This window comes from Halomonas colorata, assembly GCF_014897985.1.
Taxonomy (GTDB): domain Bacteria; phylum Pseudomonadota; class Gammaproteobacteria; order Pseudomonadales; family Halomonadaceae; genus Vreelandella; species Vreelandella colorata.
Map to the genome: position 1 here is coordinate 56,886 of NZ_JABUZA010000005.1, position 16,929 is coordinate 73,814.

Genomic DNA, 16,929 nt, shown 5'->3' on the forward strand with positions numbered 1-16,929 from the left:
TCCTCTGGCGTGTCCTTAAGTCTCCTTCTTTAGCACTTTTTTATAGCGTGGAAGGCAATCGCGTTTTTTTCCACTGCTATATTTCAACGAAGTGACCGTTAGCGCGTATTACCTAGAAAACGCGCCACATTATTTAGTAGCGCGGTGGCCACTACACCAAGGTTTTCGCCCTCAACGTAACGGTAATAATGGCTGTCGAGCGCAAGGTCATGATTAAGCGCGCAAAGCGTTTTTTTCTTGAGCGCCTCCTTCACCAGCGGATAGGGGAGCAGCGCCCAGCCCGTGCCGTTAATGACCGCGTCGCGAATCACCTCAAACATGGTGAATCCCAGGTAATTAGCCGAAAAAAGCGCTTCGCTGACCAGTTTGTCGTCCTGAATATGGGTTAGGCACACCTGAGTGTATTGCGCCAAATCATCGCGATTAACGCTGGGTAGCCGACTAAGCGGATGCTGAGGGGAGGCGACTAAGCGCATCCCTACCGGCGCGAGATTAGCTGCGCTGGTAACCACGCCTTCAGCAGTATATAAACCAAAAGCGATATCCACCGTTTGGCGCAAAATAAATTGGCTGTGCTCTTGTGGGGGAACGAGATAGACCGATATGGCCGTTAACGGAAACTGCTGCTTTAAATCGTGCATTACCTGGCGCCAGAACCGCTCGGGAAGCGCATCGTCGCGGGCGATGCACAGCTGGTTTTCAACCCCTTGCAGGTGCTGGTGGCAGTGCTTTTTAATGCGGCTGGCGCTGGTCAGCAGCCGGTAACAGTCGGGCAGTACACTTTCACCTACCGCCGTGAGCGTCAGGCTATTGCCCGAGCGCTCAAACAGCGCCACGCCCAGGCTATCTTCCAAGGCATGGACAGCGGCACTTAGCGTGCTTCGCTTTATGCCTGATTGACGGGCAGTGGCGGCAAACGAGCCGTGCTCGGTGACCTCAACAAACGCTTGAACTTGTTCAGCACGCATATTAGAGCCTTAGATATAAGCGCTAATTTTTTTAGCGCTGAGTGATTCGTTTAACGTTAGCACAAGCGCTACTATGCGCCACGATTTCCTATTTGCTTATTCCACCTTGATATGGAGTTTTTAGCGTGACCCCCTTTGTTGCCGAGCGCCGAGCGCTACGATTTTCCGCCATTTCGGCAAGCCTTTTTGCGTTAACCGGGCTTGTGCTGGGATTGGCCAGCGGTTCCATTACGATTTTATTCGATAGCGGCTATTCGCTTTTGAGTCTTGCCTTGGCGTCACTCTCCCTGCTTGCTCTGCAGCAGGCGCGTAAACCGGCGGATGATCACTACCCCTTTGGGCGGCTGACGGTAGAACCCCTTGCCGTACTGCTCAAAGGCGTAATGATTGCGCTGGTGTGCCTGTTTTCGATGGTCTCAGCGGTGTGGAGCCTGTTGCAGGGTGGTCGCCTGGTAACACTTGATCTAGCCATTCTGTTCAGCCTAGCCAACGTAGGTGGCTGTTTGCTGACCTGGTGGTGGCTGAAGCGTTACGCGCAGATCGCCCGCTCATCGCTGTTGGCCGCCGAGCTGCGCCAGTGGCAGATGGACACTGGGCTGAGTGCGGCCGTCATGTTCGGTTTTGCCCTTACCTGGCTGTTAACCCTGACCCCCTGGGCCAGCTATGCGCGGTTTGCCGACCCGGTGATGGTGCTGATCATCGCTGGCTACTTTCTGCCCATGCCGGTTCGTATGATACGCGGAGCGCTGCGCGAGCTGATGTTTGGCGAGCCCATGGGCAGCATACGTCAGGATATGGTGGAGGAAGTCGCGGATTTTGATATCGCCAGTGATGATGTACGTATGGCCCAAGTGGGCAGTTTTCTGATGGTGGATATCCAGCTCGACAAACAGCAAATCGATGATGCTGAAGAGATTGTCGATAGCGTTGAACAGCATTGCTTACAGCGTAATTTACGTCCGATTACCAGTATCACCCTGGTGACTACTTAAGCCACCACTTAAGACACTACGTAAGCCTTTAAGTAAAAAGATTGACGCTGTACGAGTGGGATGATATCTAGCGCTACCGACAAACGGTGTCGGCCTAATATCGTACTTTTGAGGGTTTACTAAACATGCCACTGCGCCGCTGTTTGCCCGTGCTGCTAGCAACTGCTCTGATTGCTGGCTGCGCAAGCTCCACCGTTGCTCCGCGTTACACTACCGACAACCCGGACGTAATGCGTATTGGCGGGGAGCGCCCTGCTAATGCTGACCCACGCACTGAAGATGCCGGTTCTTTTTGTATGGAAACTACCGAGCGTTGGAATGAACATGGCCGCACGCCCGATGGACAAACTCTATGGGCCAAAGACACGCTACGTCGTGTCGTGCCCTGTCAGTAAGAGCCTGTCAGTAAGAATCTGTCAGTAAGAATCTGTCAGTAAAAGCAATCCTGTAATCTGCATAACGCCAGCCCGATAAGCTGGCGTTATGCTATAAAAGCGAATATCCACAGCGCCTATAGCTAAACGCTTGCACCTATCAACGTTCAATCGCCTTTTTTGTCAGGCTTGCCTTTGCGTTCGGTGCTTGCCATCTCCTCAAGCTCCTCTTCGCTCATTGAGTCGTACATTTCCTTGGAAGCATCGTAAAGCTCGCTTGGCTTGGTTTCCCCACGCTTGGCGGAAAGGGCGGCGCCTGCGGCTTTTTGCTGGGCTTTTGATGTGGCTGGCATAATAAACTCCTGTTAGTTGACTTCCCTTCAAGGCTTACGCTATTTAGCCTAGCAGGCAGGTATAAGCTTTCCAGAGCCCAACAGCCTCGCTATCCATGTTTACTAATCATTAAGAGAACCTCATGACACCGGCCATTAATACGGCAAAAAAAGCGGGCATCCCGTTTGAACTTCATGAATACCATCACGACGTGGCGGCGGAGTCTTATGGCCTGGAAGCCGCTGAAAAGCTAGGAGTTGCTGCCGAGCAGGTATTTAAAACCCTGGTGGTGAAGCTTGATGGCAAGGCGCTTGCGGTGGGCATTGTGCCAGTGACCGGGCAGCTGGGCTTAAAGCAGATTGCCAAGGCGGCGGGCGCTAAAAAAGCCGTCATGGCCGTACCGGCTGAGGTAGAGCGTACCACCGGTTACGTATTGGGCGGAGTAAGTCCCTTAGGCCAGAAAAAAAGCTTGGCCACCTATATTGATGCCTCTGCACAGGAGTTTTCTAAGGTGTACGTTAGTGCCGGACGGCGAGGACTTGAAATTGAGTTGGCACCTGACGACTTGGCCACCCTATGCCAGGCCGGTTTTGCGCCCCTTGCGGTATGACAGACACGCAGGGCGCGGCACTTTCTGGTATGGTGCTTTACCTTATAGTAATTACCTTTTTACTGGCCGTTAAATGGCCCTGCAGGTTTTATTGTGTCAGACGCCTCCTTCTCGTCGCTTGCCTTGCCGGCAGCGCTGCTTACTAACCTTGAATCACTGGGTTACCACCACATGACGCCGGTACAGGCACAAAGCCTGCCGCCTATGTTGGCCGGGCGTGATGTGCTTGCTCAAGCTAAAACGGGGTCGGGTAAGACGGCCGCGTTTGGCTTGGCGTTATTGGCAGAGCTGCGCGTTGATGCGTTTGCCGTGCAGGGTTTGGTGCTTTGCCCGACTCGGGAGCTTGCTGATCAGGTGGCCGAAGAACTGCGTCGCTTGGCGCGGGCCATGGCCAACGTGAAAGTATTGACGCTTTGCGGCGGTGCTCCGTTCGGCCCTCAGTTAGGCTCTTTAGAACACGGCGCGCATATTGTGGTGGGTACGCCTGGGCGTATCGATGAGCACTTGCGCAAGGGGTCGCTGACCCTGGGCTCGCTAAGTACCCTGGTGCTGGATGAAGCGGATCGCATGCTGGATATGGGCTTTCAGGCCACCATTGATGCCATCATCGCCGAGACGCCGGCTGATCGCCAGACGCTGCTGTTTAGCGCAACGTTTCCTGATGAGCGCGAAGCAGGCGGTTTGGCAACCATGACGCGCGGCGTAATGGTTGACCCTGTCACCGTCAAAGTGGCCGAGTTGCATGACGCCACCACCATTGACCAGCACTTCTACGAAGTACCCAGTGAAGACGCCCGCTTTGCTGCGCTTAAACAGCTTTTATTGGTCAATCGTCCGACCACCAGCGTGGTGTTTTGTAATACCAAGCGTGAAACCCAGGCCGTCGCCGATAGCCTGGTGGATGCTGGTTTCAGCGCCGTAGCGTTGCACGGTGACTTGGAACAAAAAGACCGCGATCGTATCCTGATACTCTTTGCTAACCAAAGTGCCTCAATTCTGGTGGCGACCGATGTCGCCGCCCGTGGGTTGGATATCGCACAGCTGGACGCGGTCTTCAACTACCAGATTGCTCGTGAGCTGGACGTTCATGTGCACCGCGTCGGCCGCACCGGGCGGGCAGGGGCTAGCGGTATTGCCTGCACGTTGGTAACCCCCCAGGAAACTTACCGCCTTGGGCGGCTGGCCGAGCTTTTAAGCGAGCAGTTAACCACTGAGCCGCTGCCCAAAGCTAAGCAAACCACACCGTTTGAGCCGCCCATGGCTACCCTGCAACTGGCAGGCGGTAAAAAGGATAAGCTACGCCCAGGCGACATTCTGGGCGCGCTTACCAGCGAAGGCGGGTTGCGCGGTGATCAGGTGGGTAAAATCAAAGTGCTGGCCCGCAGTGCCTATGTGGCCGTAGAGCACTCTGTGGCCCACAAAGCGCTCGCCAAGCTTGAGCGAGATAAGCTGAAAGGTCGGGCTTTTCGCGTTCGTCGAATTCGGTATTAGATACTGCTGGTAAAGAGACAGCGTTAAAAATAATTGGTATTAAGAACGCTGGTATTGAAAAGCGTTAGTATTTAAAACATGTGTATTAAAAACGCTAGTATTCGATATCGTTGGCCATGTCCATTCATTAAAGGAGCCATTACCGCTAACCATGAAGACACCCAAACGATTACAGCCCCTGGTCGATGACGGCCTGATCGATGAGGTGCTGATGCAGTTGATGAGTGGCAAGGAAGCGCAGGTTTACGTTGTACGCTGCGGTAACGACGTGCGCTGTGCCAAGGTATTCAAAGAGGCCAAACAACGTAGCTTCAAACAGGCCGTGCAATATCAGGAGGGCCGTAAAGAGCGCAATAGTCGCCGTGCGCGCGCCATGTCGAAGAAAACCCGCTACGGTCAAAAAGAGCAAGAGCAGGCGTGGTTGACCGCCGAGGTGGATGCGCTTTACCGGTTGGCGGCAGCCGACGTGCGGGTGCCCAAGCCCTACGGCTTTGTCGATGGCGTGCTGCTGATGGAAATGATCACAGACGCTGAAGGCGATGTGGCACCGCGCCTGGACGATGTCACGCTGACCCATGAACAGGCGCTGCGCTACCACGATAAAGTCATCACTGATGTAGTGCGTATGCTGTGCGCTGGCCTGATCCACGGCGACTTGTCGGAATTCAACGTGCTGGTGGATGCCGAAGGCCCGGTCATTATTGATTTGCCTCAGGCCGTTGATGCCGCCGGTAACAATAGCGCCGCCGCCATGCTTGAGCGTGATGTGGATAATATGCGTGCCTATTTTGGCCGCTTTGCGCCTGAGCTCTTAACCACTCATTACGGTAAGGAGATGTGGGCGCTATATGAATCGGGCGAGCTGCATCCGGATAGCAAACTGACGGGCCACTTTACGTTCGCGACCCACATTGCCGATGTGAATGAACTGATGGAAGTGATCGACGACGCCAAGGAAGAAGAGGCCGAACGTCAGGCGCGCATGCGTGATGACGGGGATGATGACGAGATCCCACAGCCGTACTGAGCCCACGATCGACAACGATTAGTGATAAACTGACCGTACGATTAGCAGGTTAATTATTTAACCGATTGAGATGGGGCTCAGTAACAAGGAGTGGCTGTGAAAGGTATTAAGGTAAGCTCGGGGACCGCAAAAGGGTTGTTAACGTCGTTAACCATTGGCGCTATTGGTGGCACGTTTTTTCAACTCACCGGCTTACCGCTTGCCTGGATGCTTGGCCCTCTGATTGCCAACTTATTGGTTTCCTCTCAAGGCATTAACGTGGTGGTGCCAGAGCGGCTGCGCAATATTTTTTTGGCCGTGATGGGGCTGGTGCTGGGCAGTCAGGTGACGCCGGAACTTGCTCAGCGCGTGATTGACTGGCCGGTATCGGCGGTGTTGCTAATACTTGGCATTGGCGCTTCAACCGCTGTGGCCTCGGCCTGGTATCGGCGCTGCGGATTTGATTCGGTAAGCGCATGGTTTGCAGCGGCCCCCGGTGCCATGACCGCGATGATTATTCTGGGCGACAAATGTGGTGGCGACCCTCAACGTATCGCAATTGCCCAGTCGCTACGCGTTATTTTAGTCATCCTGTTTTTACCACCGCTCTTTTGGGCTTATGAAGGCGGTGGCGCGGGCACAGCGCCTCAGACGAGCGGATTTGAACACGCCTGGATGCTATTACTGATTCCTATGTTGTTGCCGCTCGGCCGTTGGCTGCGTTTTCCTACCCCTGCCTTGCTGGTCCCCTTACTGGCGGCTGCCCTGCTTTCAGGACTTGATATCGCAAGTCTGGCGCTTCCCCCGTGGGGCATGAACCTCATGCTTTGGGTGCTGGGCAGTGCCATTGGCTCGCGCTTTAAAGGCATGACGCGGCGGTTATGGGGCCGCTATTTATGGCAGTCGGGCGTTGCTACGCTGCTTGCCTTAGCTGTATTGGCCTTATTTGCCGAGCTGATTCATCAGTTCGTGGGCGTGGGGCGTGATGTGGCACTGCTGGCGCTGGCGCCAGGTGGAATAGGCGAAATAGCCATTTTAGCGGTGGCGCTTAATATCGATCCTGTATTTGTCGCTTTTCACCATCTACTGCGCATGGTGCTGCTGATGGCCTTTGCACCGTTTTGGGCACGCTGGCTTTTACGCCGCCAGGCTTAACCCTCTTAATGATCGATGAGTAACGTAAGGAATCTCCATGTTTTCTCGTGTGCTGCAGCCGCTGTTTCGTTACTTTGAAACCCGTGTAGATCCTTATCCCATGGGAGACGTGCAAACGCCTCCACAGGGGTTAATACCTTTTATCAAGCACTTCTCACGCCCGGTATTGCCGCTGCTGATTGTCATGACGCTATGCACCGCACTGGTGTCATCGGCTGAGGTGTTTTTCTTTAGCTACATGGGGCAGCTGGTTGATTGGCTTGGCAATGTCGAGCGCGAAGGCTTTTGGGCCGCGAATGGTCTTTGGCTTGCTGGGGCAGGGCTGGCGATCCTTATCGGACTACCGCTTTTGGTGTTGGCCCAGTCGTTGATTACGCATCAAAGCATATTTGGCAATTATCCCATGATTGGCCGCTGGCTATCGCATCGCCACATGCTCAATCAGAGTCTGGCCTTTTACCAGGATGAGTTTGCCGGACGCGTGTCCCAGAAAGTCATGCAGACCGCGCTGGCCATCCGCGAAACGGTCACCAAGGTAATGGGCCTGTTGGTCTACGCCATTGTGTACTTTACCGGGGCGGCGATTCTCTTGGGTCGAGCCGATTTATGGCTATTGCTGCCCTTGGGGCTTTGGCTGATTGGCTACTTGGCCATCATGCGCTTTTTCGTGCCCCGGCTGCGTGATGTATCCATGGCGCAGGCAGACGCGCGCGCCCAGATGACCGGCCGCGTGGTCGACAGCTACAGTAATATTCAAACCATCAAGCTATTTGCCGATACCGAGCGCGAGCAGCGCTATGCCCGTGATGCCATGGAAGGTTTCATGGACACGGTGCACCGTCAGATGCGCCTGGTCACCATCATGAGCGTCTGCTTGACCCTGCTGAATACCGCGTTATTGGTGGGCACGGCGGGAATGGCGATTAGCACCTGGTACTTTGACGCCATATCGCTTGGCGTATTGACCGTCGCGATTGCGCTGGTAATGAGGATTCGATTTATGTCCGACTGGATCCTATGGGAAGTGGCGGGGCTGTTTGAAAATATCGGCACCGTGCAGGATGGCATGAATACCATCGCCCGCGAACCTACCATCCGCGATGTACCTAATGCGCCTGAGCTTAATGTACCTGCTGGCGAAATCCGGTTTGACGACCTGCGCTTTAGCTACGAGCAGGCTAAGGGCGAAAACCGCACGGTGTTTGACGGCTTGAATTTGACTATCGCGCCGGGTGAAAAAATTGGCTTGATTGGCCGCTCTGGGGCGGGTAAATCGACCCTCGCTAACCTGTTGTTGCGTTTTTACGATGTACAGGGCGGACGCATTCTGATCGACGGACAAGATATCGCGCAGGTAACGCAAACCTCTCTGCGTCACCAAATTGGTATGGTGACCCAGGATACCTCGCTGCTTCACCGCTCGCTGCGCGATAACATTCGCTACGGCACGCCTCAGGCAAGCGATGAGGCTGTGTGGACCGCCGTATGCCGTGCCCATGCCGATGCGTTTATCCACGACCTGGTAGACCCGCACGGCCGCCGCGGGTTGGATGCCCATGTAGGTGAGCGGGGCGTCAAGTTATCTGGGGGGCAGCGTCAGCGGATCGCCATTGCCCGCGTGCTTTTGAAAAATGCACCTATCCTTGTATTGGATGAAGCTACGTCAGCACTGGATTCTGAAGTGGAAGCCGCTATTCAAGAGCAGTTGGATACGCTGATGGAGGGCAAGACCGTGATCGCGATCGCGCATCGGCTCTCGACCATTGCCATGCTCGACCGATTGATCGTAGTGGAGCAGGGGCGCATAGTCGAAAGCGGTACTCATACTGAGCTGCTCGCGCAAAACGGCATTTATGCCGGCTTGTGGAAGCGTCAGTCGGGCGGCTTTCTTGGGGTAGATGTGTGAGAAGCTCTATCCTCTGCTAACGTATTTGCCTCTGCTAACGTATTTTCCAAGGAATGATTGAATAAAGGAGATCGCGCTATGCAAGTCGTAACGCTCACGGCCCCCGGTGGGTTAGATAAGCTCAAGGTACAAGACGTATCGCCCCCTGGCGCCCCTGGCCCGGGCGAGATTCGTGTTCGTGTGCACGCAAGCTCGCTCAATTTCCACGACTATGGCGTGGTGGCAGGCAAGATGCCGACAGCCGATGGGCGTATTCCTATGTCTGACGGCGCAGGCGTGGTTGAGGAGGTAGGTGATGGCGTTAGCGAGTTTGCGGTAGGTGACCGCGTCGTCTCGACGTTTTTCCCCGACTGGCTTGAGGGCCCTGCCCGAATTGCCGATTTTACGACGACCCCAGGCGACGGCGTGGATGGCTATGCTTGCGAGCAGGTCGTTCGTCCGGCGCAGTGGTTTACCCGTCAGCCGAAGGGCTATAGCCACGCTGAAGCCGCAACGTTAACCACCGCAGGGCTCACTGCCTGGCGCGCTCTGGTAGTGGATGGCGGTTTAAAAGCGGGCGATACGGTGTTGGTGTTGGGTTCCGGCGGGGTATCTATATTTGCACTGCAGTTTGCCCGCATGATGGGGGCACGTGTCATTGCCACGTCTTCTTCCAATGAGAAGTTGAAGCAGCTTAGGCAGCTGGGCGCAGCACACACCATTAATTATAAAGAAGAGCCGGAGTGGGGCAAAAAAGTTAACGCGCTGACCAACGGCCAGGGTGTCGACCATATTGTGGAAGTCGGTGGCCCCGGTACTCTGCCGCAATCCATTGAAGCGATCAAGATTGGTGGGCATATTTCGCTGATTGGCGTATTGACTGGGCGCCAGGGCGATATTCCTACCGCTAAGTTAATGGCTAAACAGGCGCGCTTGCAGGGGTTGATTGTAGGCAGCCGCCGCCACCAGCTTGAAATGATTAAAGCCATTGAGGCGACCAGCATGCGCCCGATCATTGATCGTGAGTTTGTGTTAGCCGATATCGCGGAGGCATTCCGCTATCAAGAGGCAGGCAAGCATCTGGGTAAAATTTGTTTAACGTTCTGATTGGCTCGGGCAATGGCATACCAGCACGGCCCAGAAGGGCAATGCTGGTAGTCACCGACACGTTGATAAACTGATGTTTATTCAGCCAAACGGCTATATACAACGCCTTTGATTTCAAGCTCCCAAATATGATCATAAGGTACGGTGATGCTATCTACCTCGTCCGAATCATCATGGCTTTTGCGAAGCTGGGCTTCGGGGATGACAGTTGCATCCATCCCTCGAGCCTGTTGAACGCGCGCACTGAACCGGTTGCCTTCCTGATCAATGAGTACGCGCTCTCCCGCCATACATTTCTCAAGCTTGGCGTATAGCTCCTGCTCGCTAACATGAACGATGCTCATGATCGCCTCCTCCGACACTCGATATTTGCGGGTAATGGATATCCCTATAAAGATTTCATTTTAGACGATAAGTTCGAATAGCCCCCAGCGACTATCGCCCGCATGCTAACCTTAATCTTGTTTATTTCATTTACGTTAGCCTTTAGGACGGACTATGGCGCAGCGCTTAGCAGAAACCGCTTCATCGCCCTGGGCGGTAGTCGAGCTTGATAAGTTTTGTACGCCCGAGCATACCCAAAAAAGCCAGTGGCGGCGCAGTCGACGGGCGATGTTAACTTGGCTAACCGGTAAACGCGCCGCCGAGCAGCAGGCGAAAGACGAGAATGAGCTGCGCCTGTTGCCGGAAGTTAAGCTAGCGCATTTGGTGCCCAGTATTGATTGGTCGCCGGTCGCTGATAGTCTGACCCAGACCCTGAGTGAGCCCGAAACCTCCCTCGAACCGATAGTGTTTTTTATCACACCTCCTTACGGCGGTCATGCCGCGGTGGTTAGCCATTGGGCGGAACAGCAGGGTATTCGCAGTATAATGCCGCCCAGCCATCAAGAGCTTACCGAAGGCAGCCTTGAATGGGTGGAGCGCTGCGGCCATCTAAATTGCTGGGCGCTGCCAGCGCTTGAGCGGCATATGCTGCGTCATACCCAAGGTCTTCAAGGCGTGCGCGCGTTTTTAGAACGCGCCCTAAGTGGCCGTTTGGGGCGCGGAGTGATTGGCTGCGATAGTTGGACTTACGCCTATTTACAGCAAGCGGTAGGCATTGAAGGAGCGCCAGCTTTTACCCTTCAGGGCATGGAGGGTAAGCAACTAGCCGATTACTTTGTAAGCATTGCCGATAACGGCCAGAACCGCCTGACGGTATATAGTACGCGCACGGGAAGGCAGGTGTTAACCAATCAGCCCGCTGATCAAAAAAAAGCGCAAGAGGCTGAACGTAAAGCCTCTACCCATAAGGAACTACAGCGTTTAGCGGCGCATTGTCGGGGCCATTTGGGCGTGGCATGGCACTATTGGCGTAAACGCTTGCGCGAACCTGCTCAAGAAGATGCCCCTGATGCATCAGAGCTATGGCTGCTTGATGCGCTTGCAGATGCCGAGCTGCCCGCAGACACCGGTGATGTGGCACTGCTGGTATTGCACGCTTTACTGCTGCATGGCGGTCTGGAGGACCAGGCGCTTGGCGATGTACTTCCGTTTTCTCACCATGAAGCATTGAACGCTCGTTTAGCGTTGACTCGCCAGGGAATACTTTCGCGTGAGGACGGGCGCTGGCAGGTAGCACCGTTAAGCTATGCCAGTGTCCGGCAGCTATTGGCTTCTCGCAATTATCTTGTCGACCCGTTATAGGAGCCTTGATGGACGATCAAAAGCAGTACGCTAAGCTGTTTAACGATATGGACAGCCAAACGGTTATTACCCTGGGCATCATTCTGGCAAGCGTTATTCTGCTGACCATTGCCAGCCAGCGGGGCTTGAGCTGGCTGGCCAATCGACTGCATGGGCAGGTTCGCTTTCGGATATTCGCGCTGGTGCCGCTAACGCGCTTACTGATCCTGCTGACCGCGCTGGCTATTGCAGTACCTATCGTGATCGAGCCTTCGCTGCGCAATATGGTGACGCTTCTAGGCGCTATCGGTCTGGCGATCGGCTTTGCCTTGAAAGATTACGTGAGCAGTCTGATTGCCGGGGTGGTGTCAGCCATAGAATTACCCTATCGGCCAGGTGACTGGGTGGATATTGAGGGGACATACGGGGAAGTAAAACATGTGGGAATGCGCACCGTCGAAATCCAAACCCCAGACGATGATTTAGTCGCGATGCCGCATTTAAAGCTATGGGACTCCGCCGTTTACAATGCCAATAACGGGGGGACTAGCTTACAGTGCGTAGCAAATTTTTATCTTCACCCAGAGCATGAAGCCGATGGGGTACGTAAAGCGTTGCGGGATGTGGCTCTGACCAGCGCTTACCTTAAGTTTGATCAGCCGATTATCATAGTGGCTGAAGAGAAACCCTGGGGGACGCATTACCGTATCCGCGCTTATCCCGTGGATCCGCGTCAGCAGTTTCTGTTTATTACTGATTTGACCGTGCGGGGTAAGCAGGTGCTTAGCCGGGCGGGCATCAAACCTGCACTGTTGCCGCCCGATGCTGCTCTGGATACGCCTAAAGGCGTGCCTGATGTGCATCGGCGCCAGCAGCGGACCCAATAACGATCTAGCTGCAAGCGTGGTTTGCAGCTAGATGGTGTTGGGGGGTGAAGGCTAGCGCTGAGATAGAAGATTGCTTGCGCTACTTATTCGCTCGCTTCAGGCAGCTCGGCACTATGGAAGACGTTTTGGACGTCGTCCAGATCGGTGAGCATGCCTAAGAATTTTTCGAACTGTGCCACGTCATCGCCTTCGAGAGGCGTGGTGTTTTGCGGCAGAAACTGAATCTCATCAATTTCAAAATCGAGCTCGCCGAACGCATTCAGTAGTGCTTGTTTGGCTTTGGCATATTCGGTGTGAGGCGCATAAACCGTTATACGTTCTTCTTCCTGCTCAATGTCAGCCACATCGACATCGGCTTCCATTAGCGCTTCAAGCACAGTGTCTTCTTCCTGGCCGACAAAGGCAAAAATCGCACAGTGATCGAACATGTGGCTAACGCTACCGGGCGTGCCAATCTTGCTTTTCGTTTTGGTAAAGCAGCCGCGTACATCACCGAAGGTGCGGTTAGGGTTATCGGTTAAGCAGTCGACGATCACCATGGCGTTGCCGGGGCCAAAGCCTTCGTAGCGAGCCGTCGCAAAGTCTTCTCCACCTGCGCCGCTGGCCTTGTCTAGCGCTTTATCAATAACGTGCGAGGGAACCTGATCTTTTTTAGCCCGCTCCATTAAGCCGCGCAGCGCAAGGTTGCCGTTCGGGTCTGATCCGCCGGCTTTTGCAACGACGTAAATTTCACGCCCGTATTTGCTGTAAACCTTAGTTTTTGCGTCGGCCGTCTTGGCCATCGATTCTTTACGGTTTTGAAACGCCCTACCCATATTGGAGTCCTTTATTAGCCGTGCCACGCCTGTCTTGACAGCAGGCGTCATTTTCATCGAAAAAGGGGCAAATTTTACCCAACAGCGTACCATGCTAACAGCGTTATTTAAGAGAGGTGACGTTATACAATAGGCGACCCGGCCGGTAACGGCATTGCTGTATTGAGACAATGAGCAATTAACAATTAAAGGAAAGGAAAAAAATGCCGTTTTCACTCTGGTTGTCATTAGCCGCTATCTGCGCCATGGGGGCAATGTCGCCCGGGCCTAGCCTTGCCCTGGTGCTAAAACATACCCTGGGCGGTGGTCGGCTGCCAGGCATTACCGCGGCTGTATTTCATGCAGCTGGGGTCGGGTTTTATGCGCTTTTGACCGTTTGGGGGCTAGGCGCGTTAATTACTCGTTCACCGGATGTTTTTCAACTGATTACCTGGGCGGGGGCGGCCTATTTGGCCTGGCTGGGTATCAAGGCATTGCGGGCCGGCAAGGCCGGGGTAATGAATCAGCAGGGTGTGGCAACCACTAGCCGACAGGCGGCCAGGGAGGGCGTGCTGGTAGCGCTGGGTAATCCTAAGCTGATTATCTTTTTTGTGGCGCTGCTGAGCCAGTTTGTTACCCCAGGTATGAGTATTATGGCAAAGATGATCGTCGTCTTAACCGCTATGCTTATTGATGGTGGTTGGTACGTGCTGGTGGCGGTCGGTTTGTCGCATTCGCGGGTCCTGCCGTGGTTGCAGCGCCATGCGCACTGGGTCAATCGATTGACCGGTGTCTTGCTGATAGCCCTGGCGCTACGAGTCGTTGCCGGGCCAATCACCTTTGGTTAACCGAACGGTGTTAAGCAGGCTCATCAGCACTGTTGCGGGGCGCTGGTGTCAGCATGATGGTCATGGCAAAGTAGCGTTTATATTGCCTCGAAGGTTTAAGGCTCCATAATGACGATTTACGATCAAGATTGTTATAACCATCAAGGTCAGCCGTTTAATCTGCGCGCGCTGCGTGGCCAGGTGTTGCTGGTGGTCAATGTGGCCAGTCAGTGTGGTTTTACGCCACAGTTAAAAGAGCTTGAAGCGCTGTACCAGCGCTACCGCGACCGTGGATTCACCGTGCTGGGGTTTCCCTGCAACCAGTTCGGCCGACAGTCGCCGGAAAGCGCCGAAGCGTTTTGCACGTTTGGCGAGCAAACCTTTGGAGTAAGCTTCCCGTTGATGGAGAAGGTCAACGTCAATGGGGGCAACGCCCACCCGCTGTTTGTGTTGCTGAAAAAACAGGCCCCTGGCGTATTGGGCACCAAGGCTATCAAATGGAACTTCACCAAGTTTTTGGTAGGGCGTGACGGCCAGGTAATTGCGCGTTTTGGCCCGCGAGACCACGGCCCCCCGTTGCGCCTAGCGCTGGAAGCCGCGCTTGATCGCGAATAAGACGTGGTTGGCGGCGTTCAAAGCTCTTGGCCTTTGGCAACCTGGACCCGGTTCATAAGCTCAACCCAACGGTGGCGTACCATCATGGTGGTCAGGCCCGAGAATAGCGCCCAGCTTTTGCGCCGCCAGCCTTTTAAGCGCAGGTTATGGCTGACCAGCTGCTGCATCAGTTTACGGTCATCGAATTGACGCCACTCGCTGGCAATCGACAGCTGATGGCGCGACATCACCGGGGCAAGCTCTAGGCGGAACATCCACTCAAGCTCTGAAAGCGTCATATTATGCTCTTGAATGACCTCCACCATGTGGGCGTAGTCGCGTTCGCGCGGTTCGCGGTCTAACCATAAAGGGGCTAGAGCAAGCCAAAGGTCGCCGCGCTCATCGACAAGCTGCTGTGCGTTCATGGGGGCCTCGTGGGCATTGAAAAAGAGAGGGACACTATCCTGCCGTGAAAGCCAGGCAAGCTCAAGAGCGGACAGCGCCCTCTTAGCCCGCTAGAATAGCGCTCATAGCGTAAGGCATAGCAATGCCGATAATGAAATCAAGCTGATAACGAGGTTCGATGTGATTATTAAACCCAAGGTGCGCGGCTTTATCTGCACGACGACTCATCCTAAAGGCTGCGAGCAAAACGTTCTTGAGCAGATTGAAGCGACAAGAGCCCGTGGTTTGGATAAAAGCGCCGGCCCGAAGAAAGTTCTGGTGATCGGGGCTTCCAGTGGTTACGGCTTAGCCGCTCGGATTACCGCAGCCTTTGGTTACGGTGCCGATACGCTGGGCGTGTTTTTTGAAAAGCCCAGCAGTGAAACCAAAACCGGCACCGCTGGTTGGTACAACAGCGCGGCGTTCGACAAGTTTGCCAAGCAGGAAGGTCTTTACAGCAAATCAATCAACGGCGATGCGTTCTCTTCTGAGGCGCGTGAAAAAGCCATTGAGCTGATCAAGCAGGATATGGGCGAAATCGACCTGGTGGTCTACTCACTGGCATCGCCCGTGCGCAAACTGCCGGATAGCGGTGAACTCAAGCGCTCAAGCCTGAAGCCGATCGGTGAGACCTACCGCGCTACGGCCATAGATACCAATAAAGACCGGATCATCGAAGCGGAAGTCGAGCCTGCAACCCAGCAGGAAATCGACGATACCATCACCGTGATGGGCGGCGAAGATTGGGAACTGTGGATGGATGCGCTGGACCAGGCAGGCGTGCTGGCCAAAGGTGCACGCAGCGTGGCGTTTAGCTATATCGGCACAGAAATTACCTGGCCGATTTACTGGCACGGCGCACTGGGTAAAGCCAAGGAAGACCTGGACCGTGCGGCCACGGCTATCGATGACAAGCTTAAAATCAGTGGCGGTGGTGCTAACGTCGCGGTTCTCAAATCTGTCGTTACCCAGGCCAGTGCGGCTATTCCGGTGATGCCGCTGTATATCGCCATGGTGTATCGCATCATGAAAGAGCAGGGCGTGCATGAAGGCACTATCGATCAGTTGAATCGCCTCTTCGGCGAGCGCCTTTACGGTTCAGACATGAGCACCGACGAGAAGGGTCGGCTGCGCCTGGACGACTGGGAACTGCGCGAGGATATTCAGCAGGCCTGCCAAGACCTCTGGCCGGAAGTGACTACCGAAAATCTGTTCGATATCACCGACTACGCAGGTTACAAGCACGAGTTCTTGAAGCTGTTTGGCTTTGAACGTGACGACGTTGATTACGAAGCTGACGTGAATCCCAACGTTGAGTTCGACGTGGTCAGCTTGTAAGTAAGAAGCTTTAAAACATTTGTACTGTTGGTATTCTCAATTGCCGGGCCTTTGCGCCCGGCAATTTGCGTTAGGCGCCGTCAAGGCCGTTAGCGGCAGGTACAAAATCAACCGCTGTTAAACTTTTAGTGCTGGGTAGGCAAGTTATTAAAGGTTCTGCCATGGTTAAGAGCAGAGTGTTACACGCTTTTGCCAAGGAGGAAATATGACCCGTACAGCACGAGTCGAGCCGATTAGTAGAGAACAGGAAGACGCGATCATCGTCTCTGGATGGCGCGTTGTTGATGTTACCGAACCCGATGCCCCCCAAGAAATATCCCAGCACGCAACCGAGCCGCAAGCGATCGAAGCGGCACGCCGCTTTGAAGCCGAAACCTCATATGAACCTGGTTCAGCGCCTGACGATACCCAGGATTATGATGCGACTGACCCAAATGCCGGTAAGCACTTCTCATAACA

The 16,929-nt window shown here is 54.5% G+C and carries 19 protein-coding genes; 14 read left to right on the forward strand and 5 right to left on the reverse strand.

Annotated features, from left to right (window positions below; translation table 11 throughout):
• Positions 1-98: 98 nt before the first annotated feature.
• A complete protein-coding gene (locus tag INT33_RS04160) occupies positions 99-968 on the reverse strand; it encodes a LysR family transcriptional regulator (protein ID WP_193091193.1) in 870 nt (289 codons plus the stop codon).
• 125 nt (positions 969-1,093) lie between these two features.
• Between INT33_RS04160 and INT33_RS04165 the strand changes: the two genes are divergently transcribed.
• Both INT33_RS04165 and INT33_RS04170 read left to right on the forward strand, forming a co-directional pair.
• Positions 1,094-1,960 carry a cation diffusion facilitator family transporter gene (locus INT33_RS04165; protein ID WP_192536843.1) on the forward strand — a complete coding sequence of 289 codons (867 nt, stop codon included), beginning with the start codon at positions 1,094-1,096 and terminating at the stop codon, positions 1,958-1,960.
• A 125-nt stretch (positions 1,961-2,085) separates the two neighbouring features.
• Positions 2,086-2,355 carry a hypothetical protein gene (locus INT33_RS04170; protein WP_192536844.1) on the forward strand — a complete coding sequence of 90 codons (270 nt, stop codon included), beginning with the start codon at positions 2,086-2,088 and terminating at the stop codon, positions 2,353-2,355.
• A gap of 146 nt (positions 2,356-2,501) precedes the next feature.
• Here the strand turns inward: INT33_RS04170 and INT33_RS04175 are convergent, their stop codons facing one another.
• A complete protein-coding gene (locus INT33_RS04175) occupies positions 2,502-2,687 on the reverse strand; it encodes a DUF3008 family protein (RefSeq protein WP_018916526.1) in 186 nt (61 codons plus the stop codon).
• A gap of 122 nt (positions 2,688-2,809) precedes the next feature.
• On the opposite strand from INT33_RS04175, the gene ybaK reads away from it, so the two are divergent.
• The 6 genes from ybaK to INT33_RS04205 all read left to right on the forward strand — a co-directional run bounded on the left by ybaK (position 2,810) and on the right by INT33_RS04205 (position 9,921).
• Positions 2,810-3,277, forward strand: coding sequence for a Cys-tRNA(Pro) deacylase (gene ybaK / locus INT33_RS04180; RefSeq protein WP_193091194.1), 468 nt, complete (start codon positions 2,810-2,812; stop codon positions 3,275-3,277).
• 93 nt (positions 3,278-3,370) lie between these two features.
• Positions 3,371-4,768, forward strand: a complete 1,398-nt coding sequence (gene dbpA, locus INT33_RS04185) for an ATP-dependent RNA helicase DbpA (protein WP_193091195.1) — start codon at positions 3,371-3,373, stop codon at positions 4,766-4,768.
• Positions 4,769-4,919: 151 nt separating this feature from the next.
• A complete protein-coding gene (locus INT33_RS04190; protein ID WP_193091196.1) occupies positions 4,920-5,795 on the forward strand; it encodes a PA4780 family RIO1-like protein kinase in 876 nt (291 codons plus the stop codon).
• A 96-nt stretch (positions 5,796-5,891) separates the two neighbouring features.
• Complete coding sequence (locus INT33_RS04195; RefSeq protein WP_193091197.1) at positions 5,892-6,929, forward strand: AbrB family transcriptional regulator; 1,038 nt, start codon at positions 5,892-5,894, stop codon at positions 6,927-6,929.
• A gap of 37 nt (positions 6,930-6,966) precedes the next feature.
• A complete protein-coding gene (locus INT33_RS04200; RefSeq protein WP_319643913.1) occupies positions 6,967-8,835 on the forward strand; it encodes an ABC transporter ATP-binding protein in 1,869 nt (622 codons plus the stop codon).
• 78 nt (positions 8,836-8,913) lie between these two features.
• Positions 8,914-9,921 carry a zinc-dependent alcohol dehydrogenase family protein gene (locus INT33_RS04205; protein WP_193091198.1) on the forward strand — a complete coding sequence of 336 codons (1,008 nt, stop codon included), beginning with the start codon at positions 8,914-8,916 and terminating at the stop codon, positions 9,919-9,921.
• 77 nt (positions 9,922-9,998) lie between these two features.
• On the opposite strand, the gene INT33_RS04210 is transcribed toward INT33_RS04205, so the two are convergent.
• Complete coding sequence (locus INT33_RS04210) at positions 9,999-10,265, reverse strand: hypothetical protein (protein ID WP_193091199.1); 267 nt, start codon at positions 10,263-10,265, stop codon at positions 9,999-10,001.
• A 154-nt stretch (positions 10,266-10,419) separates the two neighbouring features.
• Here INT33_RS04210 and INT33_RS04215 point away from each other — a divergent pair, with 154 nt between their 5' ends.
• A complete protein-coding gene (locus tag INT33_RS04215; RefSeq protein WP_193091200.1) occupies positions 10,420-11,607 on the forward strand; it encodes a hypothetical protein in 1,188 nt (395 codons plus the stop codon).
• An 8-nt stretch (positions 11,608-11,615) separates the two neighbouring features.
• Positions 11,616-12,473, forward strand: coding sequence for a mechanosensitive ion channel family protein (locus INT33_RS04220; protein WP_192536851.1), 858 nt, complete (start codon positions 11,616-11,618; stop codon positions 12,471-12,473).
• Between the two features lie 83 nt (positions 12,474-12,556).
• Here INT33_RS04220 and INT33_RS04225 read toward each other — a convergent pair whose 3' ends face one another.
• Positions 12,557-13,288: a YebC/PmpR family DNA-binding transcriptional regulator gene (locus tag INT33_RS04225; RefSeq protein ID WP_192536852.1), complete on the reverse strand. Its 732-nt coding sequence runs from the start codon at positions 13,286-13,288 to the stop codon at positions 12,557-12,559.
• 203 nt (positions 13,289-13,491) lie between these two features.
• Between INT33_RS04225 and INT33_RS04230 the strand changes: the two genes are divergently transcribed.
• Both INT33_RS04230 and INT33_RS04235 read left to right on the forward strand, forming a co-directional pair.
• Positions 13,492-14,115, forward strand: a complete 624-nt coding sequence (locus INT33_RS04230) for a LysE family translocator (protein ID WP_192536853.1) — start codon at positions 13,492-13,494, stop codon at positions 14,113-14,115.
• 108 nt (positions 14,116-14,223) lie between these two features.
• Positions 14,224-14,709 carry a glutathione peroxidase gene (locus tag INT33_RS04235; protein WP_193091201.1) on the forward strand — a complete coding sequence of 162 codons (486 nt, stop codon included), beginning with the start codon at positions 14,224-14,226 and terminating at the stop codon, positions 14,707-14,709.
• A 17-nt stretch (positions 14,710-14,726) separates the two neighbouring features.
• Here the strand turns inward: INT33_RS04235 and INT33_RS04240 are convergent, their stop codons facing one another.
• Positions 14,727-15,113 (reverse strand): DUF7079 family protein, encoded by a 387-nt coding sequence (locus INT33_RS04240; RefSeq protein ID WP_193091202.1) that lies wholly within the window; start codon positions 15,111-15,113, stop codon positions 14,727-14,729.
• A 160-nt stretch (positions 15,114-15,273) separates the two neighbouring features.
• On the opposite strand from INT33_RS04240, the gene fabV reads away from it, so the two are divergent.
• Both fabV and INT33_RS04250 read left to right on the forward strand, forming a co-directional pair.
• Positions 15,274-16,470: an enoyl-ACP reductase FabV gene (gene fabV / locus INT33_RS04245; RefSeq protein WP_193091203.1), complete on the forward strand. Its 1,197-nt coding sequence runs from the start codon at positions 15,274-15,276 to the stop codon at positions 16,468-16,470.
• 205 nt (positions 16,471-16,675) lie between these two features.
• Positions 16,676-16,927 carry a hypothetical protein gene (locus INT33_RS04250; protein WP_193091204.1) on the forward strand — a complete coding sequence of 84 codons (252 nt, stop codon included), beginning with the start codon at positions 16,676-16,678 and terminating at the stop codon, positions 16,925-16,927.
• Positions 16,928-16,929 lie beyond the last annotated feature (2 nt).

Coding starts and splice junctions, on each gene's coding strand:
- INT33_RS04175 (WP_018916526.1), bottom strand. CDS start 2,687: ATGCCAGCCACATCAAAAGCCCAGCAAAAAGCCGCAGGCGCCGCCCTT.
- INT33_RS04235 (WP_193091201.1), top strand. CDS start 14,224: ATGACGATTTACGATCAAGATTGTTATAACCATCAAGGTCAGCCGTTT.
- INT33_RS04170 (WP_192536844.1), top strand. CDS start 2,086: ATGCCACTGCGCCGCTGTTTGCCCGTGCTGCTAGCAACTGCTCTGATT.
- INT33_RS04220 (WP_192536851.1), top strand. CDS start 11,616: ATGGACGATCAAAAGCAGTACGCTAAGCTGTTTAACGATATGGACAGC.
- INT33_RS04190 (WP_193091196.1), top strand. CDS start 4,920: ATGAAGACACCCAAACGATTACAGCCCCTGGTCGATGACGGCCTGATC.
- INT33_RS04230 (WP_192536853.1), top strand. CDS start 13,492: ATGCCGTTTTCACTCTGGTTGTCATTAGCCGCTATCTGCGCCATGGGG.
- INT33_RS04205 (WP_193091198.1), top strand. CDS start 8,914: ATGCAAGTCGTAACGCTCACGGCCCCCGGTGGGTTAGATAAGCTCAAG.
- INT33_RS04215 (WP_193091200.1), top strand. CDS start 10,420: ATGGCGCAGCGCTTAGCAGAAACCGCTTCATCGCCCTGGGCGGTAGTC.
- INT33_RS04240 (WP_193091202.1), bottom strand. CDS start 15,113: ATGAACGCACAGCAGCTTGTCGATGAGCGCGGCGACCTTTGGCTTGCT.
- INT33_RS04210 (WP_193091199.1), bottom strand. CDS start 10,265: ATGAGCATCGTTCATGTTAGCGAGCAGGAGCTATACGCCAAGCTTGAG.
- ybaK (WP_193091194.1), top strand. CDS start 2,810: ATGACACCGGCCATTAATACGGCAAAAAAAGCGGGCATCCCGTTTGAA.
- INT33_RS04160 (WP_193091193.1), bottom strand. CDS start 968: ATGCGTGCTGAACAAGTTCAAGCGTTTGTTGAGGTCACCGAGCACGGC.
- INT33_RS04200 (WP_319643913.1), top strand. CDS start 6,967: ATGTTTTCTCGTGTGCTGCAGCCGCTGTTTCGTTACTTTGAAACCCGT.
- INT33_RS04225 (WP_192536852.1), bottom strand. CDS start 13,288: ATGGGTAGGGCGTTTCAAAACCGTAAAGAATCGATGGCCAAGACGGCC.
- INT33_RS04250 (WP_193091204.1), top strand. CDS start 16,676: ATGACCCGTACAGCACGAGTCGAGCCGATTAGTAGAGAACAGGAAGAC.